Origin of the sequence: Pseudomonas synxantha (genome assembly GCF_900105675.1) — a bacterium.
Taxonomy (GTDB): Bacteria; Pseudomonadota; Gammaproteobacteria; order Pseudomonadales; family Pseudomonadaceae; genus Aquipseudomonas; species Aquipseudomonas synxantha.
On sequence record NZ_LT629786.1, the window covers coordinates 1,556,932 to 1,577,217 of the forward strand.

General features: G+C 58.8%; 33 protein-coding genes and 1 tRNA gene. 12 read left to right on the forward strand and 22 right to left on the reverse strand.

Annotation, left to right across the window (positions count from 1 at the left end):
* The first annotated feature begins 32 nt into the window (after positions 1–32).
* The 7 genes from BLU48_RS07380 to murB are packed head-to-tail and all read left to right on the forward strand — an operon-like array spanning position 33 to position 4,554.
* A complete protein-coding gene (locus tag BLU48_RS07380; protein WP_043046641.1) occupies positions 33–668 on the forward strand; it encodes a MotA/TolQ/ExbB proton channel family protein in 636 nt (211 codons plus the stop codon).
* Positions 665–1,093 carry an ExbD/TolR family protein gene (locus BLU48_RS07385; RefSeq protein WP_043046643.1) on the forward strand — a complete coding sequence of 143 codons (429 nt, stop codon included), beginning with the start codon at positions 665–667 and terminating at the stop codon, positions 1,091–1,093. The genes BLU48_RS07380 and BLU48_RS07385 overlap by 4 nt, the downstream gene beginning before the upstream one ends.
* Positions 1,093–2,103, forward strand: coding sequence for a tetraacyldisaccharide 4'-kinase (lpxK, locus tag BLU48_RS07390; RefSeq protein WP_057024343.1), 1,011 nt, complete (start codon positions 1,093–1,095; stop codon positions 2,101–2,103). The genes BLU48_RS07385 and lpxK overlap by 1 nt, the downstream gene beginning before the upstream one ends.
* 24 nt (positions 2,104–2,127) lie before the next feature.
* Positions 2,128–2,313 (forward strand): Trm112 family protein, encoded by a 186-nt coding sequence (locus BLU48_RS07395; RefSeq protein WP_003174668.1) that lies wholly within the window; start codon positions 2,128–2,130, stop codon positions 2,311–2,313.
* Positions 2,310–3,074 carry a 3-deoxy-manno-octulosonate cytidylyltransferase gene (gene kdsB, locus BLU48_RS07400; RefSeq protein WP_057024344.1) on the forward strand — a complete coding sequence of 255 codons (765 nt, stop codon included), beginning with the start codon at positions 2,310–2,312 and terminating at the stop codon, positions 3,072–3,074. The genes BLU48_RS07395 and kdsB overlap by 4 nt, the downstream gene beginning before the upstream one ends.
* Positions 3,074–3,538, forward strand: coding sequence for a low molecular weight protein-tyrosine-phosphatase (locus BLU48_RS07405; protein WP_057024345.1), 465 nt, complete (start codon positions 3,074–3,076; stop codon positions 3,536–3,538). Before kdsB ends, BLU48_RS07405 begins: the two co-directional genes overlap by 1 nt.
* Positions 3,535–4,554, forward strand: coding sequence for a UDP-N-acetylmuramate dehydrogenase (gene murB, locus BLU48_RS07410; protein WP_057024346.1), 1,020 nt, complete (start codon positions 3,535–3,537; stop codon positions 4,552–4,554). Before BLU48_RS07405 ends, murB begins: the two co-directional genes overlap by 4 nt.
* Positions 4,555–4,627: 73 nt before the next feature.
* Here murB and BLU48_RS07415 read toward each other — a convergent pair whose 3' ends face one another.
* On the reverse strand, positions 4,628–5,299 hold the full coding sequence (locus tag BLU48_RS07415) for a Bax inhibitor-1/YccA family protein (protein ID WP_046068609.1): 672 nt from the start codon (positions 5,297–5,299) through the stop codon (positions 4,628–4,630).
* A gap of 152 nt (positions 5,300–5,451) precedes the next feature.
* Here BLU48_RS07415 and BLU48_RS07420 point away from each other — a divergent pair.
* Positions 5,452–5,542 (forward strand) — tRNA-Ser (locus tag BLU48_RS07420).
* A gap of 116 nt (positions 5,543–5,658) precedes the next feature.
* On the opposite strand, the gene BLU48_RS07425 is transcribed toward BLU48_RS07420, so the two are convergent.
* From BLU48_RS07425 to BLU48_RS07435, 3 genes are read right to left on the reverse strand one after another with little or no spacing between them, the layout of a single operon-like run.
* The gene (locus BLU48_RS07425; RefSeq protein WP_057024347.1) at positions 5,659–6,708 is read right to left on the reverse strand and encodes a tyrosine-type recombinase/integrase; all 1,050 of its coding nucleotides are present in this window, start codon (positions 6,706–6,708) and stop codon (positions 5,659–5,661) included.
* A gap of 1 nt (position 6,709) precedes the next feature.
* Positions 6,710–6,952 (reverse strand): DUF4224 domain-containing protein, encoded by a 243-nt coding sequence (locus BLU48_RS07430; protein WP_057024348.1) that lies wholly within the window; start codon positions 6,950–6,952, stop codon positions 6,710–6,712.
* A 2-nt stretch (positions 6,953–6,954) separates the two neighbouring features.
* Positions 6,955–7,176, reverse strand: coding sequence for a hypothetical protein (locus BLU48_RS07435; RefSeq protein WP_057024349.1), 222 nt, complete (start codon positions 7,174–7,176; stop codon positions 6,955–6,957).
* 119 nt (positions 7,177–7,295) lie between these two features.
* On the opposite strand from BLU48_RS07435, the gene BLU48_RS07440 reads away from it, so the two are divergent.
* Complete coding sequence (locus BLU48_RS07440) at positions 7,296–7,544, forward strand: hypothetical protein (protein ID WP_231989022.1); 249 nt, start codon at positions 7,296–7,298, stop codon at positions 7,542–7,544.
* Between the two features lie 34 nt (positions 7,545–7,578).
* Here BLU48_RS07440 and BLU48_RS07445 read toward each other — a convergent pair whose 3' ends face one another.
* The 5 genes from BLU48_RS07445 to BLU48_RS07465 all read right to left on the reverse strand — a co-directional run bounded on the left by BLU48_RS07445 (position 7,579) and on the right by BLU48_RS07465 (position 11,347).
* Positions 7,579–8,037, reverse strand: coding sequence for a hypothetical protein (locus tag BLU48_RS07445; RefSeq protein WP_057024350.1), 459 nt, complete (start codon positions 8,035–8,037; stop codon positions 7,579–7,581).
* Between the two features lie 52 nt (positions 8,038–8,089).
* Entirely contained in the window at positions 8,090–8,536 is a 447-nt protein-coding gene (locus tag BLU48_RS07450; RefSeq protein WP_057024351.1) for a hypothetical protein, read from the reverse strand.
* 80 nt (positions 8,537–8,616) lie between these two features.
* A complete protein-coding gene (locus tag BLU48_RS07455; protein ID WP_057024352.1) occupies positions 8,617–8,976 on the reverse strand; it encodes a hypothetical protein in 360 nt (119 codons plus the stop codon).
* Positions 8,973–9,383, reverse strand: a complete 411-nt coding sequence (locus BLU48_RS07460; RefSeq protein WP_057024353.1) for a DUF7768 domain-containing protein — start codon at positions 9,381–9,383, stop codon at positions 8,973–8,975. The genes BLU48_RS07455 and BLU48_RS07460 overlap by 4 nt, the downstream gene beginning before the upstream one ends.
* Before the next feature lie 218 nt (positions 9,384–9,601).
* Complete coding sequence (locus BLU48_RS07465) at positions 9,602–11,347, reverse strand: DNA cytosine methyltransferase (protein WP_057024354.1); 1,746 nt, start codon at positions 11,345–11,347, stop codon at positions 9,602–9,604.
* 81 nt (positions 11,348–11,428) lie between these two features.
* On the opposite strand from BLU48_RS07465, the gene BLU48_RS07470 reads away from it, so the two are divergent.
* The gene (locus tag BLU48_RS07470; protein ID WP_057024355.1) at positions 11,429–11,644 is read left to right on the forward strand and encodes a hypothetical protein; all 216 of its coding nucleotides are present in this window, start codon (positions 11,429–11,431) and stop codon (positions 11,642–11,644) included.
* A 9-nt stretch (positions 11,645–11,653) separates the two neighbouring features.
* Here BLU48_RS07470 and yejK read toward each other — a convergent pair whose 3' ends face one another.
* Positions 11,654–12,661: a nucleoid-associated protein YejK gene (gene yejK / locus BLU48_RS07475; RefSeq protein ID WP_057024356.1), complete on the reverse strand. Its 1,008-nt coding sequence runs from the start codon at positions 12,659–12,661 to the stop codon at positions 11,654–11,656.
* Between the two features lie 105 nt (positions 12,662–12,766).
* Between yejK and BLU48_RS07480 the strand changes: the two genes are divergently transcribed.
* The gene (locus BLU48_RS07480) at positions 12,767–13,234 is read left to right on the forward strand and encodes a hypothetical protein (protein WP_057024357.1); all 468 of its coding nucleotides are present in this window, start codon (positions 12,767–12,769) and stop codon (positions 13,232–13,234) included.
* On the opposite strand, the gene BLU48_RS07485 is transcribed toward BLU48_RS07480, so the two are convergent.
* From BLU48_RS07485 to BLU48_RS07540, 12 genes are all read right to left on the reverse strand, one after another.
* The gene (locus BLU48_RS07485; RefSeq protein ID WP_057024358.1) at positions 13,231–13,590 is read right to left on the reverse strand and encodes a hypothetical protein; all 360 of its coding nucleotides are present in this window, start codon (positions 13,588–13,590) and stop codon (positions 13,231–13,233) included. The genes BLU48_RS07480 and BLU48_RS07485 overlap by 4 nt on opposite strands.
* A 69-nt stretch (positions 13,591–13,659) precedes the next feature.
* Positions 13,660–14,130, reverse strand: coding sequence for a hypothetical protein (locus tag BLU48_RS07490; protein WP_057024359.1), 471 nt, complete (start codon positions 14,128–14,130; stop codon positions 13,660–13,662).
* Positions 14,127–14,369, reverse strand: coding sequence for a hypothetical protein (locus tag BLU48_RS07495; protein WP_047882107.1), 243 nt, complete (start codon positions 14,367–14,369; stop codon positions 14,127–14,129). The genes BLU48_RS07490 and BLU48_RS07495 overlap by 4 nt, the downstream gene beginning before the upstream one ends.
* 2 nt (positions 14,370–14,371) lie before the next feature.
* Positions 14,372–15,034, reverse strand: coding sequence for a lambda exonuclease family protein (locus tag BLU48_RS07500; RefSeq protein WP_057024360.1), 663 nt, complete (start codon positions 15,032–15,034; stop codon positions 14,372–14,374).
* The gene (locus BLU48_RS07505; RefSeq protein ID WP_057024361.1) at positions 15,034–16,023 is read right to left on the reverse strand and encodes a RecT family recombinase; all 990 of its coding nucleotides are present in this window, start codon (positions 16,021–16,023) and stop codon (positions 15,034–15,036) included. The genes BLU48_RS07500 and BLU48_RS07505 overlap by 1 nt, the downstream gene beginning before the upstream one ends.
* Before the next feature lie 53 nt (positions 16,024–16,076).
* Positions 16,077–17,159 (reverse strand): coiled-coil domain-containing protein, encoded by a 1,083-nt coding sequence (locus tag BLU48_RS07510; RefSeq protein WP_057024362.1) that lies wholly within the window; start codon positions 17,157–17,159, stop codon positions 16,077–16,079.
* Between the two features lie 102 nt (positions 17,160–17,261).
* The gene (locus BLU48_RS07515; RefSeq protein ID WP_057024363.1) at positions 17,262–17,489 is read right to left on the reverse strand and encodes a hypothetical protein; all 228 of its coding nucleotides are present in this window, start codon (positions 17,487–17,489) and stop codon (positions 17,262–17,264) included.
* Entirely contained in the window at positions 17,479–17,715 is a 237-nt protein-coding gene (locus tag BLU48_RS07520; RefSeq protein WP_057024364.1) for a hypothetical protein, read from the reverse strand. Before BLU48_RS07520 ends, BLU48_RS07515 begins: the two co-directional genes overlap by 11 nt.
* Positions 17,693–17,959 carry a hypothetical protein gene (locus BLU48_RS07525; RefSeq protein WP_057024365.1) on the reverse strand — a complete coding sequence of 89 codons (267 nt, stop codon included), beginning with the start codon at positions 17,957–17,959 and terminating at the stop codon, positions 17,693–17,695. The genes BLU48_RS07520 and BLU48_RS07525 overlap by 23 nt, the downstream gene beginning before the upstream one ends.
* Before the next feature lie 18 nt (positions 17,960–17,977).
* The gene (locus BLU48_RS07530; RefSeq protein ID WP_057024366.1) at positions 17,978–18,199 is read right to left on the reverse strand and encodes a DUF551 domain-containing protein; all 222 of its coding nucleotides are present in this window, start codon (positions 18,197–18,199) and stop codon (positions 17,978–17,980) included.
* 21 nt (positions 18,200–18,220) lie between these two features.
* Positions 18,221–18,523: a hypothetical protein gene (locus BLU48_RS07535; protein ID WP_057024367.1), complete on the reverse strand. Its 303-nt coding sequence runs from the start codon at positions 18,521–18,523 to the stop codon at positions 18,221–18,223.
* Positions 18,524–18,667: 144 nt separating this feature from the next.
* Positions 18,668–19,441 (reverse strand): hypothetical protein, encoded by a 774-nt coding sequence (locus BLU48_RS07540; protein WP_057024368.1) that lies wholly within the window; start codon positions 19,439–19,441, stop codon positions 18,668–18,670.
* A 505-nt stretch (positions 19,442–19,946) separates the two neighbouring features.
* Between BLU48_RS07540 and BLU48_RS07545 the strand changes: the two genes are divergently transcribed.
* Positions 19,947–20,258 carry a DUF1654 domain-containing protein gene (locus tag BLU48_RS07545; protein WP_057024369.1) on the forward strand — a complete coding sequence of 104 codons (312 nt, stop codon included), beginning with the start codon at positions 19,947–19,949 and terminating at the stop codon, positions 20,256–20,258.
* The last annotated feature ends 28 nt before the right edge of the window (positions 20,259–20,286 follow it).

Genomic DNA, 20,286 nt, shown 5'->3' on the forward strand with positions numbered 1-20,286 from the left:
AAGTGGCGCACTTTTTCGAGGGGACATTCACTGTGTGGGAATTGGTCAAATCCGGTGGCTGGATGATGTTGCCGATCATTCTGAGCTCCATCGCCGCACTCGGCATCATTGCCGAACGCCTGTGGACCCTGCGCGCCAGTCGCGTCACCCCCGAGCACTTGCTGGGGCAAGTCTGGGGCTGGATCAAGAACAAGCAGCTCGACAAGCAAAAACTCAAGGAGCTGCGCGCCAATTCGCCGCTGGGTGAAATCCTAGCCGCCGGCCTGGCCAACTCCAAGCATGGTCGCGAGATCATGAAAGAGTGCATTGAGGAAGCGGCTGCGCGGGTGATCCATGAACTGGAGCGTTACATCAACGCCCTCGGTACCATCGCCGCCATGGCACCGCTGCTCGGCCTGCTCGGCACGGTGCTGGGCATGATCGACATTTTCAGCTCGTTCATGGGCGCGGGCATGGCGACCAACGCGGCGGTACTTGCCGGCGGTATTTCCAAGGCCTTGATCACCACGGCTGCGGGCCTGATGGTGGGGATTCCCGCGGTGTTCTTCCACCGCTTCCTGCAACGGCGCATCGATGAGCTGGTGGTCGGCATGGAACAGGAAGCCATCAAGCTGGTGGAAGTGGTGCAGGGCGACCGTGACGTGGACCTGGTCGAGGGCAAAGCGTGAAATTTCGCCGCAAGCAACGGGAAAATGTCGATATCAACCTCGCGTCATTGATCGACGTGGTGTTTATCCTGCTGCTGTTCTTTGTCGTGACCACCACCTTCACCCGGGAAACCCAGCTGCGTGTCGATTTGCCTGAAGCAGTGAGCGGTTCGCCTGCCGAGGACCAGCAGGTCAAGCAACTGGATATCGCCATCAGCGCCGATGGCGTGTTTTCGGTGAATAATCAGTTGCTGGAGAAAAACGACCTCGCCAGCCTGATGGAAGCCTTGCAGAAGGAATCCGGTGGTGACACCCAGCTGCCGCTGTCCATCAGCGCTGACGGCAAGACCCAGCACCAAGCCGTGATCACCGCCATGGACGCGGCCGGCAAGCTCGGTTTCAGTCATTTGCGCATGACCACCGTCGAGGCGGCGAGCCCACCCTGATGGCCATGTCCGATCGTTTGCTCAAGGCCTGGTACGAGGGCCATCCGGCGCTGGTGTTGTTGCGCCCGCTGGAGTCACTGTATCGCCGGATAGTGCAACGCAAGCGTGCGCGCTTTGTGGCGGGTGAGGGCGAGATCTATCAATCGCCGGTGCCGGTAGTGGTGGTCGGCAACATCACCGTAGGAGGCACCGGCAAGACGCCGTTGATCCTGTGGCTGATCGAACACTGCCGGCGCAGCGGTTTGCGCGTGGGTGTGGTCAGCCGTGGCTACGGCGCCAAGCCACCGCAACTGCCGTGGCGGGTCGAGGCCAGCCACAGCGCCGACGTGGCCGGCGACGAGCCCTTGCTGATCGTACAGCGCAGCGGCGTAGCGCTGATGATCGACCCCGACCGCAGTCGCGCGGTAAAGGCCCTGCTGGCCAGTGAACCCCTGGACCTGATCCTTTCCGACGACGGCTTGCAGCATTACCGCCTGGCCCGCGATCTCGAACTGGTGCTGATCGATGCCGCCCGCGGGCTTGGCAATCGCCGCTGCCTGCCTGCCGGGCCGTTGCGCGAGCCGGTGGAGCGCCTGCAGAGTGTCGATGCGCTGCTGTATAACGGTGCCGCGACGGACCGTGAAGATGGCTTTGCCTTTCGCCTGCAACCCAACGCGCTGGTTAACCTGCACAGTGGCGAGCGCCAGCCGGTAGCCTACTTTCCTGAGGGCCAGCAGGTGCATGCAGTCGCTGGCATCGGCAATCCGCAACGTTTCTTCAATACCCTTGAAACGCTACACTGGCAGCCGATACCCCATGCTTTTGCCGACCACGCGCCCTACAGCGCCGAGGTCTTGAATTTTACCCCGTCATTGCCGCTGGTCATGACCGAAAAGGACGCGGTGAAGTGCCGCGCCTTTGCCCAGCCCGACTGGTGGTACCTTGCGGTGGATGCGGTGCCGTCACCGGCGTTCGTCGCCTGGTTCGACACGCAGCTGATGCGTCTGCTGCCCGACCGTCTCTTGCCTTAAAACGCTTCTTTCCAGGAAACACTCATGGACACCAAACTGCTCGATATCCTCGCTTGCCCGATCTGCAAAGGCCCGCTCAAGCTCAGCGCCGACAAGACCGAGCTGATCAGCAAGGGCGCCGGCCTGGCTTACCCCATCCGTGACGGCATCCCGGTCATGCTCGAAAGCGAAGCCCGCACCTTGACCACCGATGAGCGCCTGGATAAATGACCACCGCCTTTACCGTTGTCATTCCCTCCCGCTATGCCTCGACGCGCCTGCCGGGCAAGCCGCTGCAAATGATCGGCGACAAACCGATGATCCAGCTGGTGTGGGAACAGGCCTGCAAAAGCAGCGCCGAGCGCGTGGTGGTCGCCACCGATGACCCGCGTATTATCGAGGCGTGCAAAGGCTTTGGTGCCGAAGCGGTACTGACCCGTGAAGACCACAACTCCGGTACTGATCGCCTGGCCGAAGTGGCCACCCAGCTCGGTTTGGCGCCAGACGCCATCGTGGTGAACGTACAAGGCGACGAGCCGTTGATCCCGCCGAGCGTCATCGACCAGGTTGCCGCCAACCTGGCGGCCCATGGCGAAGCCCGCATGGCGACCCTGGCCGAACCGATCGAAGATATTGACACGCTGTTCAATCCGAACGTGGTGAAAGTGGTCAGCGACATCAATGGCCTGGCACTGACGTTCAGTCGCTCGACCCTGCCTTGGGCGCGGGATGCCTTCGCCAGCAATCGCGACATATTGCCGGAAGGCGTGCCGTATCGCCGCCACATCGGCATATACGCCTATCGTGCCGGTTTCCTGCATGATTTCGTCAATTGGGGCCCCTGCTGGCTGGAAAACACCGAATCCCTGGAGCAACTGCGTGCGCTGTGGCACGGGGTGCGCATCCATGTCAGCGATGCCCTGGAGGCGCCGCCAGCAGGTGTCGACACCCAGGAAGACCTGGAGCGCGTCCGTCGCCTGCTGGGCGCCTGATGGAAGTCCTGTTTGTATGCCTGGGCAATATCTGCCGCTCGCCGACCGCTGAAGGCGTGCTACGCCATAAATTGCGCGACGCAGGCTTGTCCGGCCAGGTTGAAGTGGCGTCTGCCGGCACCGGCGAATGGCATATCGGCAACCCGCCGGACCAGCGCAGTCAACGTGCGGCGCTGGCGCGGGGTTATGACTTGTCGTCCCAGCGTGCCCAACAGGTCAGCCGCGCTGACTTTGCGCGCTATGACCTGATTCTGGCCATGGACCACAGCAACCTGCGCAACCTCAAGGCCATGCAGCCGGGGCAGGGCAAGGCGGAGCTGGATTTGTTCCTGCGCCGCTTTGATGGCGAAATGGACGAGGTGCCAGACCCTTACTACGAAGGTGAGCAAGGTTTCGAGCGGGTCCTGGACCTGATCGAGCGCGCCTGCGATTTATTGGTGATCGAATTGAAGGGGCGGTTATGACCTTGCAAGTGCTTGCGCAGGTATCGCTCAAGCCATTCAACAGCTTTGGCATTGATGTGCGTGCGCAATTGTTTGCCGAGGCCCACAGTGATGCGGATGTCCGCGAGGCGCTGGCCTACGCGGCTGCACAAGCGCTGCCGCTGTTGGTGATCGGTGGTGGCAGCAACCTGTTGCTGACCCAGGATGTGCCTGCCCTGGTATTGCGCATGGCCACCCAAGGCATTCGCGTGCTGCATGACGATGGCGAGCAGGTCATCGTCGAGGCCGAAGCAGGCGAAGCCTGGCATCCGTTTGTGTTGTGGACCCTTGAGCACGGCTTTTGCGGCCTGGAAAACCTCAGCCTGATCCCCGGCACCGTCGGTGCGGCGCCGATGCAGAACATCGGTGCCTACGGCGTGGAGATCAAGGATGTGTTCGCCGGCCTCACCGCCCTGGATCGCCAGACCGGCGAGCTGCGGGATTTCAGCCTGGACGAATGCAGGTTTGCTTACCGTGACAGCCTGTTCAAGCATGAGGTCGGGCGCTGGTTGATCCTGCGAGTACGCTTTGCCCTCAGCCGCGCCAGCCAGCTGAAACTTGACTACGGCCCGGTACAACAACGCCTGGCCGCCCAGGGTATTACCGACGCCACGCCAAGCGATGTCAGCCGGGCGATCTGCAGCATTCGCCGGGAAAAACTGCCCGACCCGGCAGAGCTGGGCAATGCCGGCAGCTTCTTCAAGAACCCGCTGGTATCCCAGGCCCTCGCTGATGAGCTGAAAAGCCAGTACCCGGACCTGGTGGCCTACCCCCAGGCCGACGGGCAAATGAAACTCGCCGCCGGCTGGCTGATCGACAAGGCAGGCTGGAAGGGCTTTCGAGACGGCGACGCGGGGGTACACAAGCTGCAGGCGCTGGTGCTGGTCAACTACGGCACCGCCACAGGCCGCGAGATTGCCAACCTGGCGTTGCGTATCCAGCAGGATATCTTCAAGCGCTTCAAGGTCGAGCTGGAAATGGAGCCCAACCAGTACTGACCATTCGTGCAGGCCTGAAAATAAAAATGCCCCGTATCTCACGATACGGGGCATTTTTTATTGTGACGACTGATCAGTCGTCGCGGCTCATGATGCCGAAGATCTGCAACAGGCTGATAAACAGGTTGTAGATCGAAACATACAGGCTCACGGTCGCCATAATGTAGTTACGCTCACCGCCGTGGATGATGGCGCTGGTCTGGAACAGGATGCACACCGAGGAAAACAGCACAAAACCCGCGCTGATCGCCAGTTGCAAGCCGCTGATCTGGAAGAACATGCTGGCCACTACTGCCGCCAGCAACACGAAGAAGCCCGCGGTAATGAAGCCACCCAGGAAGCTCATGTCCTTACGGCTGATCAGCACGTAGGCCGACAGGCCACCAAACACCAGGGCAGTCATGGCAAACGCCGAACTGACCACTTCCGCACCGCCGGCCATGCCGAGGTAGCGGTTGAGGATGGGCCCGAGGATGAAGCCCATGAAACCGGTCAAGGCAAACGCCGACACCAGGCCCCAGGCCGAATCGCGCAACTTGTTGGTCAGGAAGAACAGACCATAGAAGCCGATCAGCACGACAAAGATATTCGGATAACCAACGCGCATCTGCTGGGCCACGTAGGCCATCACGCCGCTGAATGCGAGGGTAAGGGCGAGCAGTCCGTACGTGTTGCGCAAGACGCGGCTGACTTCAAGCTGCTCAGCCTGCGCGTTACCATTCACTGCGTAATTCTGTTCGCGCATGGCGACACTCCTTCAGTTTTGAAACGTTCAGTCGCAAAGATCATAACAGACGCCCTGTAACAAGCGATGCAGAGAGTTTGACAGTGTGTTTCATTCGGGTATTATGGCGCCCGCTGAGACGGGATGAGCTACTATAATCCTGTGATGCACAAGGGAAATTGGCAGAGTGGTTGAATGCACCGGTCTTGAAAACCGGCGAACGTTAATAGCGTTCCCAGGGTTCGAATCCCTGGTTTCCCGCCAAGATTTACACGAAAGCCTCGCGAAAGCGGGGCTTTTGCGTTCCTGGGGTTTGAGAATGTTTCTTCTGCTTTTGGCGGGAGTTCCGAAACTTTTAGGTAGGAGTTCCGAAACTTTGCCTATTTGGACGGTTTCGCGGTGGCGCCAATCCTCCTGTAAACCCGCTTTGTGATCTCCTGTTTGCTGTGTCCAAGCAGCAGGCTTGCATCCCCGATATCGATGATTTCCGACGCGGCCTTCGGCCGGATGTCGCGGAACTGAAACTCTCCAATCTTGGCCGCGAGCAGCGGGTCGCCTTGTTCGATGGCGTTCTGCTGAGCTTTTTCCCGAGCCTTGTCCCAGCGCAAGCGCAACATCCCCTTCGTCATTCGCTTTCCATGCCTGTTGATCAACAGGTACTTGGATGAATGACCGACATTCCTTTCGGCAATCTCCCTGACCAATCTCCCCAAGCTGTTTTCCCCGGCTTCTGCACGCATCAGGATTCGAAGCTTCTGGCCGGTCTTGCCCTGCGTTACCAGGAAGTAGTCACCCTCGATATCGTCGCTGCGCATGATCAGCACGTCAGCTGGCCGCTGTCCGGTCAAATAGCCCAGGTCCATCGCTTCTTTGAGTTCTTGTTCGGCAACCGCGTAGACGGCATCCCAAACAGCTGCGTTGGCGTAGTAATCGCGCGGCGCCTCCTTGTTCTTCCTGATGCCCTGGCAAGGGTTCTCCCGCTCCGTCAGCCCCCACTCCCTGGCCATGTTGAAAACGTGCGACAGGAGCGCGATCTCGCGGTTGGCACGAACCTTTGCTGAGCGGGCATCACGGTAGCCGGCGATGTTGAACGGCGTAATTGAATCGATGGGCGCCTCATCAAACGTAGGACGAAGCTGTTTCAGTTCGGCCATGTTGTCCTTCTGGGTCCGCTCCCCCTTTTTTGGGATGACGTCGCGCACGTACCGGTCGAAGATGCCCTTCATCGTTGTCAGATCGGCAGGCTTTTCTTTGGCCTCCAGTTCGGCCCACTTCAGCCGGGCTTTGCTCAGGTCTGTACCAAGCGGAATCTCTTTTCCTGCTGAGTCACGGTAGTAGTAGCCGATCCAGACCTTGCCATTCTTCCTTGGGCGCTTACGGCGCACCATTCCTGGCGGCAAGTCCCTGTTTTCCGTATTTCGGGGGCGCATATCAGTTCACTCTTGAGAAATCAGGCGTCCAAGCTGGACGCGCCGGCGGCGGATTTGGATCAGTGATTTCGGCGTTAACCATGCCAAGTTTCATGCGGGCGAACATCCGGCCAACTAGCGGTCGGCCGCCGCGGCTCTCGACGAACACCCAGTTGCGATCCTTGAGCCATTTGCGCTGATCAGATCGACGCTTGTAGCCGGTTAGGTCGGCGAGTTCATCGTCCGACAGGATTTCAGCTTGCATATCTACCTCCCGCCGCCAGTAGTGGGTCGCGCTGTCTTGATGATGTGAACGACCAGGCCGAAGCTGACCAGCAGCCAGGCACATGTGCCGGCGAAGGCGTAGAGCAGTGCCTCGGTGGTGCCCGTGCCAACAAGTTCAGGCCCGGCCCAAAAGAACCAGTAGAGCGTTCCGACCAGGTACAGCAAAGCGCCCAGCAGTGTCAGGGTGAGTTTCATAGCAAGCATGGGGTATGTCCTAGCCGCGCGGGGCGGCATATAGGGGAATGGAGTGATAGCTTTCTGCCTATCTTTCAAACAGGTCCGAAGCGGTGTACAAAAGGGTTCAACTAAGTTCGTGATGAGGCATGGACGTGTCACACAACTTCGATGCACCGATAGCGCACGCTTACCGGGGCTATGTGATGTTTCTCAAGTTCGACTGGAGTCGCCCGAACGACGAGAGCCCTGTTGGCGCAAAGATCATTGAGTCAGCAGCCATCAATGGCCTGGGCGAGGTTGCAGCAGAATTAGAAGGCCCTTGGCCTGACTATCCGGCAGCGCTTGATGAAGCGATGGCGGCAGCTGAACGATGGATCGATAGTCAGTTGCCGTGACTTCGCCCACCGCCAGGCATGTAGGGGATTGGGGTTAGGGCTTTGCTGCTGCTTTTCGTTTTCTGGCAGCGATGACCAGTGCTTTCGATGTGCTGGCCACTCCGCCGGCTACGTCTTCAGGGAGAATCGCGGTCGTGCAATGAGGGCACAGCGGTGCCATCTTTGTGCTGCGCCAAGCCTCGTCCATTACTTTCGCGGCGCGGCTGCGCATCTGGAAAGTTTCGGCCTCTGCCAATTCACGCTGTCGCCGCTTCAGCGAGTTCATGCCGCCGCTGAACACCCCGACAATGCCAACGAATGCATCGAAGGGCTCGACCTCTGATTCGCAGTCGCTGCACCAAACGCGGCGCTCTTTCTCGTCGTAAACCAGTTTCTTGTGCTGGCAGGAGCTTGTCGGCCGTCGCGTCATGCCACGGGCAACGCGCAAATCTTCGATCTGCACGACCTTCACGCCGTACACGTAGTCCTGCGGCTCAATAGGTACGTCGCTCATGGCCTTGGCCCCTTGTAGATGAAGACGTAGGCGAACCAGAGGGTGGCGATCATCAATAGTCCTCCCAGTTCAAGCCTTGGATATATTCGTTCGGGATGGTGACTGCTGCGTCCGGTATCGCGCTTTCGACCTGTGCGTTGCCGAAGTACCCGATTGCCGCCTGGGCCCGCTCCATTGACAGACGAGCGTGTCGCAGCTGCCAGGCCTTGCGTGCCTTGTAAGAGCGCAGTGCCAGTGCCTTGTCGGTGTAGGCGAATCGACGGCCCCAGTTGCCACCGTCTTTCAGCACGCGCTTTCTGCGTTTCTTCACCGCCTCAGCGGTCCAGCTGTATTGCGGGCCTTTGACCAGGTCGCACGTATGGGTATCGCCGATGTAGAAACACTGCGCCGTCTCGCCGATCACCTGATAGGTGATGCAGTGCACCTCCAGGCCTTCCGGGCCAATGGTGTCGATATAGCGGAAGTGGTCCAGCCAGGCTTTGTTGATTTCTTCAGGCATGACTTCGTCCTTGCCGCTATAGCGGCTAACTTTGAAGGGGGAGGGGTTACAGGTTTTGCGGGTGGAGTACGGATGTACTCCTATCGGGGTTCTGCTGCATCGCTAGTGATCGGCACGGCCCTGGCCGCGATGTCTCGAATCACCTCGATAGACGGAGTTGGCATGTGCATCCCATCGTCAATGAATGCCTCAGCCCTACCGTGAATTCGGGTCAGCGCAGTGGTAAGCACATCCGTCCGCTCATCCGCCGCGGTCAGGCGCCGTTGCAGTTCCTTCTCCCGACGTTCCGAGGCTACGCAGCGTTCGGCCGCGTCTAGAAACAGGCGAGTGGCGTTGTCGAAGTCTTCGGCCATGACTACCGTTGGCTGGAAAACCGCCTTGCATTCACCCTCAACACCGGGCAGGAAGCCTTTCAACTTCCAGCGCTTCACTTCGCTCATACAGCCTCCCTCGTTACCAGATCATGGGCACTCATGACCGTCATGCCAGCGAACTCTTCGGCGGTGGGCAGATCTTCCAGGCAGGCAAAGATCGGCATACCCAGTTCACGGGCTCGGTGTACCTCGCCCAGGGTGCCGGCGCTGCATCGCCAGCCATTGATCAGGACAACCGCGTCACACCGCTCCATCAGCGCCAGGGTGCCGTCTAGGAAGAACTGGTCTTGGCCTGGCAGGTCGTCATCGAAGTGCGCGGTGTTGGTGTGCGGGCAGAGCGGGAACCAGCACAGACGGGCGGTGGCGACCGCGACCGACCTGGCAACGGCAATATTCTCGGCAATCAGTTCGCGGGTTGTGGCGCGGTAAGGGCCGGCCACGTAGACGACAGGGATTTTCTGTTTTGTAGGCATGGGGAGTCCTTGCCGGGCCATGCCCGGGCGGTGGAGTGGGGTCAATGGGGGAAAGATTTCAGAGGTAGTTGTAGTCGGGGCTTCTACAAGGTTTCACCCGCGAGAACTTCAATAAGCGCGTCATAAACTGGGCGGACTTGAAAAAGAGGCTCAGACCATGTTCGACAAATTTATGAAGTTCGTTCTGCTTGTCACAGCGATTCTCAAGCTTGTAGAAGTTATTCGCCGTACGGGCTGGTTTTGAGTTGCTGCAGAAGCCGCCGGCCGATCCAGCGAACTACGGTGACGGCCTTGCTGTTGCCGATCGCCTTGTAGCGGGGGCCGTCTGGGCATTCGCTTGCAGGCTTGCCGCGCCAGGGGATCAGCGTGTAGTTGTCGGCCATGCCTTGGGGTCGTTCGCACTCGACAGGAACGAGTCGGCGCACAGAGCTTGTATGCGACACAACGTTGGGGCCCAGGGCTGAGTCCGTGTTGTCGACCTGTTTGCCGTAGTTGCAGGTCAGCGTCTGCGCCACTTCTCGACACGCAACAATCGGCTGCCCGCGACCTGTCCCATCCTCGCTACCGTCGAATCCCTCAGCTTTCAGCGTGTGAGTGATTTCTCCAGTGATGCACACAGCTACCTGGCCGCCGGCGTTTGCATGGCTGCCTGAGTGATTCATTGCGCGCAGGGTCGGCGCAATCACCCCGGCATCAGCGCCGTGATCCTTGCAGGAGAAGGCCAGCAACGCATTTTCCGCTCCGTTGTTTCGGCCCAAGGCAAAGGCAAGACTGTCACTGACACCAGGGTCTTGCGTGCCATGCACCACCAGCAGACCCGATTCAGCATCCTGCTGAGTGGCGCTGCCAGCGGCCTTTCCGTTGGCGTTGAGTGTGCCTGCGATCAAGTGACCAGCTTGGGCGTGGTCGACATCGGCGCCGCCATCTGTGCTGCGTAGTGCGCCTGCGACCGCAAGAAAGTGACCTGCCGCTGCGCCCTCCGGTCTTCCGCCTGCGCCGCCACTGTATGCGTTACTTGTGAAGGCTCCGATGACATCTGGCTGAACAAAGAACGTCTCGCTGTCCAGATCGTTCCGGCCTTCATGGTGGGTGAGGGTGCCAGCCTTCTCGATGGAACCGGACATGCGGCCGGCACCGAAGGCCGGGATGCCGCCGAACATCGATACCGCTGGCCCGAAGTCGCCTTCGCAGTTCGGGCAGCCATAGGCGCCTAACTGCTCGGGGAAGACATACTCGCATCCTTCTCCGCACTGGAGCGCAGGGCCGAAAGGAGCTGTTCCGGTAACGTCCTGCCCCTCGCCTCGGCGCGGCGCAGTATCCCGGCGCACGCCTTCTCGCTCAAAAAGTACCTCGGTGGGATCGAATGCGTCACGAGCACTTGCGACAACGAACACACGACGGCGTCGTTGGGCCAGGCCGAAATATTGGGCGTCCAAGATCCTCCACGCGATTGTTCTTTTGGGTCCATACACACAACCAGCGTCCTGCCATTTTTTCCCTGGAGGCTGCAGCTCGCAGTCTTCCCCAGCAAGCGCGCCAAGAAAGCATCCGAAGGCGTTCCCTTTGTCGCTGAGGACGCCGGGGACGTTTTCCCAGACGATAACGCTGGCGGGCTTTCGCTGGCCGGCGCGAACATAGTCAACTGCATCTGCAAGCTCCACGTACTTGATGGTGAGGGCGCCGCGCGGGTCGGTGAGGCCTTCGCGCATACCGGCGACCGAGAAGGCCTGGCATGGTGTGCCGCCGACCAGCACGTCCGGCGCCGGGATCTTGCCGGCCAGCACCAGGGCGGCCAGCTTGGTCATGTCGCCGTGGTTCGGCACGTCGGGATAGTGGTGGGCCAGGACCGCCGAAGGGAACGGCTCAATCTCGGCGAACCAGGCGGCGCGCATGCCCAGCGGGTGCCAGGCCTGGGTCGCGGCTTCGATGCCGCTGCACACAGAGCCGTAGGTGATATCGGGCATAGGGGATCCTCGCCGGCTGGCGTGATTCGTTGATATGGGGTATTACGGGTGACCGGCATGGAGCCGGATCAAGGAGTGGTTATGAGCGAAGAGCATCGCAAGCTGATTGGAATCCCTGACGGGCATGAGCTCAAGCACACCAGTTCAAAGCGGGAACAGCGTAAAGGTCGCGATACTGATATTGACTTTTACGATGAGATAAATGAGGCGGGAGAAGTGCTCGCTAGCTACGAGGTACGAGACAGCATGTCTATCTACCCGCCACAAAGCACGACGCTGACGTTCAAAAAGCTCTGATTTTGCCGGTCAGTTGGCGGCGCGCTTGAGCTGTTCGGTCAGTTGGGTTGGCAACCCCTTTATGACCAAGGTGCCGCCTGCTTCGTCGAACTCGATCTTGTCGCCCAGCAGGTGCGCCTCGAAGCTGATCGACATACCTTCGGCGCGGCCGGTGAAGCGCCGGAATTTGTTAAGCGTCTTCTTGTCCGGCGGCAGGGTTTCGGAAAGCCCGTAGTCCTTCGCCTTGATGAAGTCATAGAAGTTCTTCGGCTGATCTTCGTCGATTAGCTCCGACAGTTCGCCAAGGGTGATCGGCTCACCCAGTTTTGCCTGGGCCATGGAGTAGCTGACCAGCGCTTGGGTCTTCTCGCGTGCTGACTCTTCTGGCAGATCCTCGCTTTCAACAAAGTCGCTGAACGCCTTGAGCAAGGTCCGGGTTTCGCTCGGGCCGTCGATACCTTCCTGACAGCCGATGAAGTCGCGGAAATAATCGTTGAGCTTCCGGCCCTGCTTGCCCTTGAGGTACGAGATGTACTGCTTCGACCGCGGGTTGCTCTGCCACTCGCTGATGTTGATGCGCGCGGCCAGGCGAATGTGGTCCAGGTCCAGGCGCTTCACCGTCAGCAGGCTGAGTTCCTCGGTCATGGTCACCGCTTCGGTTTCCTGCACCAGCGCAATGACCATGTATTCGGTCAGGCCTTGCTGGTAGTGGCAGAAGAGGGCGTTCCCGCCGGTGGTGAGGTTTGACTCTTCCATGAGCTTGACCAGGTGCTCGACAGCGATGGTGCTGAACTCGAGGAAGTCGGCCCCCTTGGCCAGGTACTTGTTGATCCAGCCGCTGAGTGGGTGAGCGCCTGACTCAGGGTGAAAGAGGCCCCAGCCCTTGCCGGCAGTGGCGTTGTAGCTTTCGTTGAACTGGTGCATCAGATCGTCGCGGGCCTGGCTCTCCACTTGCTCAGCGCCGCCAAGGAATAGAACGGCCGGGCTGCCATCAGGCTTCTTATCGATCTTGTGGATTGCACTATGAAGTACGGGCATTGCGGTTACCTCAGGTAGGCGCCGTCCTCCGTAACCGGTGGTGGCAATTTGGTTTGGGTTGGGGTATTACGGGTGATCGGCATGGGGCCGGATCAAGGAGAGAAAATGTCAGCTACTGCGGAAATGCTTTTCAACCTTCAGAAATTCCAATTGCTCACGCTCTTTACGAGCGATCGCACCGGAAAGAACATCACGCCCGCTTACGCGTACGCTTGGGACAATGGCGTCTACCCCATTGCGAATGAGGGCGCGTCTTGGCACGAACCATACAAGGAACAGTTCGAAATCGGCGAAGAGCAGGTTTCTGAATTGGCAAAATTTTTGGAAAACAAGTGGTTAGAAAAAGAAAAAATCTCCTTTTACGAACTTGAAATCCATTACGGTATTCGAGGGGCGGCAAGGTCTGCATATGAGTGGGAGCGAGGATCTTTGATTAACGCCTGTCGTTATTTTTATCTATCAGACTGGTTTGATGATGAGTTCTGGAAAGGGCTTGTCGGCCATTCTGACTGCCCATCTGAGTCGCACTCTATACGCCGCGAGTTCAAACCAGAGGGTGTATATTTCCTTTAGACGCCCGGCGTTATTATTTCGTCGTCCGGGTCTGCTGATAATTCGGCCATGCTCTTCTCGTAAAAGTCTCTCGACACCTTTTCGCTTGGTTCGTAAGGTGTCGTGACACATCGAAGCATATTGCCCTGGGTCTCGAAGTCAGCCTCAATCAGATTCATCAGCAGCCGCTGGTGAACGTCCTGCTGGTTGTTGATGCCGTGGGCCTTCATGACTCGCTGAAGGTCCTTCTTGAAAACGCCAGCAACCTCAACCGTGAACTTCTCGATGCCCAGGGCGGCGGCCTTCGCCGCTGCCTTCTCGCGCTTGCGACGCTGCTTCAAGGCTTCCGCCGTCGGCTGCTGCTCTTCCTCGGCCATGGCCTACCTCTTCTATTCCGCTGGCCGGCAGTGCGAGCCAGGTTTGACGTTTGCGCTGCTGGGTGCGGGCTATGCGGCGCATGAATCGACCTTCACCTGGTGCCAGGCGCCGACCGCTTCGAAGATCCGTGCGGCGTTCGCCTCGTCCAGCGACATCACTTCGGGAATGGCGATCCAGCCCGACGCCACTATCTGGCTTTGATTGGCCTCGTCGCGGAGCTTCTTGTAGCAATGCTCTATTACGTCTTCCAAGTGGTCGGAGAAGTAGTTGCCCTCGGGCGCAATCTCTACCGACTTGCTGTAGCGGTCTCCGCGGGCGTCGATACACAGGGCGCTGAGGTAGATCGTCCAGCGGTGGGGGATGCCGCAGACAGCCTGGCCAATCTTCCCTGGAGCGATGTTCTTCAGCGATTTGTAGTTGATCATGCCCTGTCGGCCACTGGGGTCGATGTTCACCACTGCGACGTGGTTGGCGGCCAGCAGCGACCGGCAGGATCGGTCAATGCGCGCTTTGAGGTTGTGCGCCTTGCGTTTGCTCATAATGCCTCCGCTAGTTTGCGCAGCGCGTTACGCTCAGCCCTCGTGATTGGCGGCTTGCGGCGCTTGAGGATGGTTTCGGGATCGATCTTGGTGGAGCGGGGCGGTGGCAGCGGTTTGCGTGGCGGGCTTGGCAACTGCGCGACTGTCCCGCCAGCGGCCAAGAACTCCGCCGTACGCTCCGATATCGAGTAAGCGTCCTGGCGGTGCTGCTCGACCAGGCTGAGGTGGTTGCTGATCATGATCAGGCTCCTAAACGATGGGCTTGTGCCCTAGCTCTGTCTGCTACCTCGTCAACCATGCGATTCAGTTCCAAGTTGAACTGGACCAGCTCTTTGTGAAGGTTGGCGATGTAGTCTTCGTCGCGGTAAATCGTTTCGATGTAGAGCTTGCACTCGTCGTCCTGGCGAGAATCGAATGACAGGAAGTCCCACCACTTACGTCCCGTCACGAACATGCAGCCCTGGACTTGCGGCATGTGTTCCTCGGGCATGCCTTCAAGCCAGGTCCTGACGTGAATCGCCTCGCTGAAGGGGTTCTTCGATTCGATTCCGCCATCAATGTCTATCAGTCCGTCAGGGGAGCACCCAAGCCAGTCGTACTTTGGGTGAACGATGAATCCTGACTTGGTCACCACGTTGCCGGTCAGCATCTCGTATGCGTCGTGGGATGGCTTCTCTTGCTCATGCCCCCACGCAAGCGACTTGCTGCTGACGCTGTGCTTGGCGCGCCTTGCTAAGCGCTCAAAGCACAGCTCGTGCATATAGGTGGTGCGGGCGCCTTGCGGAACTCGTTTGCCGTTTTTGTCCGGCTTCCCCCAGGCCATCACATCTTTGAAGCGGCTGGCTGTCACGCGGCCAGATCGGTCCGCATGCCACTTCTCTGTGCCCTGAAGTTCCGTTCTCACTATGCCGCCTCCTCTGCCTGGGACTGGTCGCCGTTATGGCCGGTCATATCTGTAAAGTCGGCATCGACAGTCGCCGCCATGGCTTTGAGGGCTTCGTGGCACTCCAGGCCGATTGCTGCGCGCTGCTTCGGCTTGAGACCTGCCCAGGCTGCCGCATAGGCCTCGATGTCTTGCTGCTTCGCGACGACCAGAAGGTCTGCAAATACACCGTCGATTTCTGGTGAAGGGGATTTGGGGCCGAACGAAACGCCAGCAGCGGCAGCAGTGTTTGCAGCATGCTTAGCGGGAGTAATGTCGATCTCGCCACCGTACGAGTCTTCGAATTCATCAGGGGTATAGACGCCAAGGATGACGTCAGGGCAGAAGAGGCGGGCCCACTTTTTAGTGACCAGGTACGCGATTTGCTGCTTTGGGTCTTCCGCCCAAAGCGTAGAGTTGCGAGTACGGACCTGAGTCAGCAAAAGCTCAAGGGTGCGTGGTTCGTCTTCACCCCGGAAGGTCGCCCAAACCTTAACGCCGATACCTTTTTCGTCGTCAAAGCTCCAGGCCGGAACGCGGTATTTTTTAAACTCTCCGGTGTCCTCGTCCTTTTTGGTCTTGCTGGTGACTTCACGCATTTTCCCGATGACGTTTTCCCAGGGGCCAAACCATTCGAAGTTAAGGCGACTCTTGACTGGCGCCTTGGCGATGATTACTGCGTTAACGAGCTGCGCCTCATAGCTCAACGCGCCACCGTTGACGATGAAGGTCTTCTGCGCAACGGCGAAGGGATTCATCTGCCACTGCATCGCTTGAAGCACCACCGCCATGCAGTCGGCCTGGTTACCCTTGAGATGTTTCGGGACGGTGGTCACTCCCTTCGACATCATCATTGCGAGGTCACTCATCGACCGCATGGTGCCCGGGTCGAGGATGAGTGCTGCCGCGTTGTGCGATGGGTCGTGGTAGGTGGCGAGGCCGGTTTGTGCTTGAGTGTCTGTGTCGGTCATAGCGCTCTCCGTAGCCAGCATGGGTTGTGCTGGCCGTCAGATGGAAAGGGTGGTTAGAAGCGGATGGCACGAAGCCAGGCGAGAGCAGTTTCGAGGTCTACGTCAAAGCCCAGTGCTACAACCTCGACAATGTCGTCAACTGCCGGTGCGGACGTAGTCAAATCGTCCTGTTCAGCTCTGGTCGCCTGTGAGATGACTGGTGCGACCTCGGCCTTCGCTTCGATCGACGCAGGAGCCGTAGCAATGACCGGAGCCGGCGCGGCAGCTTGTGCGCGCAGGCGGGCCAGTTCTTCCTGATCACGTTGGTTCTGCTCGTCCTTCAAACGCTGGGCATCTTGATCGCGCTGCAGTTGCTCGCGCTGCCGGTTGAGTTCTGCCTGCTGGTCTGCAATGCGCTGGCGATCTTCTGCTGCGATCCGTTGGCGTTCCTTTTCTGCGTTTTCATCGGCAATCCTTTGCTTCTCGCGCAACTCGTCGAGCTCTTTCTGCTGGGCTGCCAGCTTGGCGGCAGCCTCTTCACGCTCGACAGCAGCCCTGTGCAGCGTTTCAAGCTGCTCAATAGCGTTGTCCCGGGCGATGGTGCCTTCCGCTTCGAACTCGGCATATTCCTCTGGCAGGATTACCGACTCTTTGACGTTCTGCAGGACGCTCGCAACATCAGCGGCGCTGCGGCTTGCATATGCGGCAGCGACAGAACTGAAACGGGTAATTTTTGCCCGGATGGCTTCGATTCGCTCTTGCTCCAGGCGCTCTTTCTCGGCCTTAGCGTCGGCGACGCGCTTCTCCTCCGCCTTGATCGCTTCATCAATTGGCTCTTCAAGTACGAGGACGCGAGCCCTAAGCGTTTCGCCAAACTCTTTGACTTGATTGACACGGGCCTGCGCCTCTTTGACCTTCTGCTGATATGGCACCAGCGCCGTCTTGGTGGTGTTCGCCAGGGCATAGCGCACGTCGCGGATATCGACGCGAACCTCCTTCGCATTTGCCAAGCCTTCGCTCGTCGAGCAGTCAACGACCAGCTTCGCGTAGGTTGTTTCCAGGCGAACGATTTGTTCTTCGTGAGGCCGATATTCAGCGATGTCGGTGACCGCGACCGCAGGGGATACAGCTTTTTGCGCATCTTCGGCTTCGCTCATTTCGCGCGATTCTTGTGCAGGTGCTTTTTTAGGATTTGTGGACATGACGATCCCTCGCCGCGCCTGGCGCAGCATTGAAAGTGTTGTGGTGGGTTGGCGCCGTTAAGCGGCGGAAACGGTAGAGGTGTTGTAGTTGGCGTAAATCTTGTCGATGCGGGCGCGGAAGTAACGATGTTCGTTCTCGTCTATAACCCGAAGCATGAAAGCAAGGGTTACGCACGATGTGGCCGCCGCGCTGGCGTTTGGCTTGCCCAAGTCAAGAATTAGGTTTTCGATTTCGCCTTCGATCCAGCGAACGGCTGTCTGGTGGTTTCGCTGTTTAAGATCCATGCTTCACCTCGATGGGCGGACAGACCAGCTCCATCTGAGCCATGGCCAGACCGATGCGTAGTTTTAGGCTGGCCCGCTCCTTGAGTCGTCGCGCCTCGCGCTTGGCCAGATCATCAGCCGTGTACTCGTGAAACAGATCGACGTGCTGTTTCCTTCCGAAGTCGGGCAAGTCCCAGCGCCTGTCGGATTCCCTTGCCTGGGCGCTATCCGCGTAGCTGGTTGGCATTGCGAGTCTCCAGGCGCCGAGCGAGGGCGCAGGCTTCGTTGTGTTGACGGCGGAAGCCCATAACCTTGCCTGTCTGGCTATCTACCACATGGTAGAAGTCACGGCCCGCAGGCTTCACCGTCATTCTGAAGGTGACCACTGGCATTGGCCGATCAATCAGCCGGTAGAAATCGGCAGTGGCGAGAAGGGAGCGCTGATGCAGACCGTCGACAATGTCGCGGCGCATTTGGATGTCAGGGTGCATGGTCGCCTCCAGGCGTGATTACTCGATGGGTCGCATGAGGTGCGGTTGCCAATGGGTTACCCGATGCTCGAAGCGTGATCCGTCCGGATAGCGCCAATCGATGCCGTTCCAATAGAGGAAGCTCGATCCATTGGCGAACCGTTGCGCCTTTTTCGCTGGGGTGTAGGCAATGGCGTGGTGCTTTCCGCCACCCTTCGGCAGATCGGGCAGCCTGTCGCTGCACTTGATCCAATCGCTCATGGCGACCTCCAGTGTTTGGGGTTAGGCGGTAGCCTTGGCGATGATGCATTCGGCGTCGGCCAGGGCCGCGTGGTAATTGCCCAGGTGCGCGGCGCCGAGCCTTGCCAGCCCGACTAGATTTGTCAGGCTCTCCAGCAGGTCGCGAGAGGCCGCCATTGCCTTCGCGGTGGAAAGCGCTTCGGCGTGGGTGATCTCGCAATCGGCAATCACCGGGTGCGCGTCTCGCTGAGCCACGATCGCGACACTCTGATAAGCCGGGCAACGATCTGTATCAATGATCCGGAAGCCGCCTGTCACCGCGACCTCATCCACTTGAAGCACCATGTCGTTTCCTCCGTTGGTTCACCTGTATTCGTCAACACTCATTCCTCCCGCTGGTTGCCGATGGGCGCGGGGGAGGAGTGCTGACGTAATAGAGGTGGGGAAGGGGGGATGCCGGTCTTTCCCGGCTGTCATGGCGCTGGTTGTTCAGTCGTACAGGCCATAACTGAAATCGTGCTCGTCGCAATCGATCACCAGCTTGGCACCACCGAAGTAGAGGGCCGCAGTGAGCTTTTCCCACTTCTTGTAAATCATGAAGTTGCGGCCAATGGGTGCGCCGTCCAGCTTCGCGCTGTAGACCTCACCGAAGTCGTAGCCCCGGTCGTTCTGGCCCTTGACGCTGATGCTGATCCGATTTGCCAGCTCCCATTCGGTGCGCTTGGTACCAGAGGAGTATCGAGATGACGAACTGCGCTCTTCCGGCTGTGGGTCAAAGCAGATGTGCATGTGCTTGCTGCTGCCGATGTAGTCGTTTTCAGCCTCACGAATGGTGATGTGCGGGCTCTCCCATTGCTCGTCGGTTGCACGCTCTTTGTTTTCTTCGATGAAGGCATTCAACAAATCGCTCAGGTTTACGAATTCCGGCACGATGTCGTCTTTCAGCGCATCGTCGATCGCTGCTTGCGAACGACGGAGCATTTCGCCTGTAACGCCTGAAGACTCCCACTGTGTTTTCAATGCGGTAGCGATCAGGTCGTTGTAGCGAGTCAGCTCAAACAGATCGCTCACGTTGGATGGCAGCGCATCTTTAATGGCCTGGCTGACCAGCTTGCCCATGTCGCTGTAGCTGCGGAAATTGTCTTTGATGATGTCGGTGAACATGCTTTCCACATGTTTATCGATGATTTCGGCTGGCTTGGCGCTGTCTGTGAATCGGGTTACGCCATCCATCAGCATGGATTGAAGTGTTTGCTCGTTCATTTGGTGCTCCGTGCTTGATCGGTTGTTTTCCCAATGCACCCGACCGAACTGCAGTTGGGTGCATCAGTGAAAACTTCCGCGGTAACCCGCTACTGGCGTCGGTCACCGGCTTGAATCAAATGTTCTTCCAGCCGCGGGCCTTTCGGCTTGTTCTCCCGCTGGATAACTGTTCTTGGCGCTTTACGCTGCACGCCCGGGTCAGTTGCCAACCCTCTGAACCGTTTAGGCCGGTTCATCGCTGCCTTTGAATCTGGGCCGGTGGTGATCCGGCAAGGGGTGAAACCAAAGAGCGGTAGGCTGTGAGGCCCTGTCGAGCCCTGTTGGGTGACTCGATGGAGCAAAGATAAGCTAATGCCTAATCACCTGTAAATAGGTAATGCCTAATTATTTAAAGAAATTTCTCCTGCTGGTTATTCCCCTTTTTGGTGGTGACATTCAGATCGGGGCTGATATAAGCTTTGCCTAACCTGTATGGATATACAGCATTTAACCGGGAGGGGATTTCATGGCGAAGAAGCAGGCGGTATCGGCAGCACGGCAGGAAATGAGCGGCATGGCGCGTCTGGGGCTGCGCGTCTCATCGATGATCAACCACCCCATCGCCCAAGAGCGGCGGGAGGTGACGATTCACCGCCTGGACACGGATGGAGATCGCGAGTGGGAAGAGGTGCTGAGCGTAATCGCCGAAACCGACGAGCTTGAGCTGACACTCAATGACGACGGCAGCGTGACGGTGAGGTGGGAGCAGCAGGAAGTCGAGGTAGCGGGGAGGGGAGAGGTCGAGTTTCAGCCAGAAGAAGAGGCGGCGCCTTTCTGATAGGCATGAAAAAGCCCGCTCGTTGCGG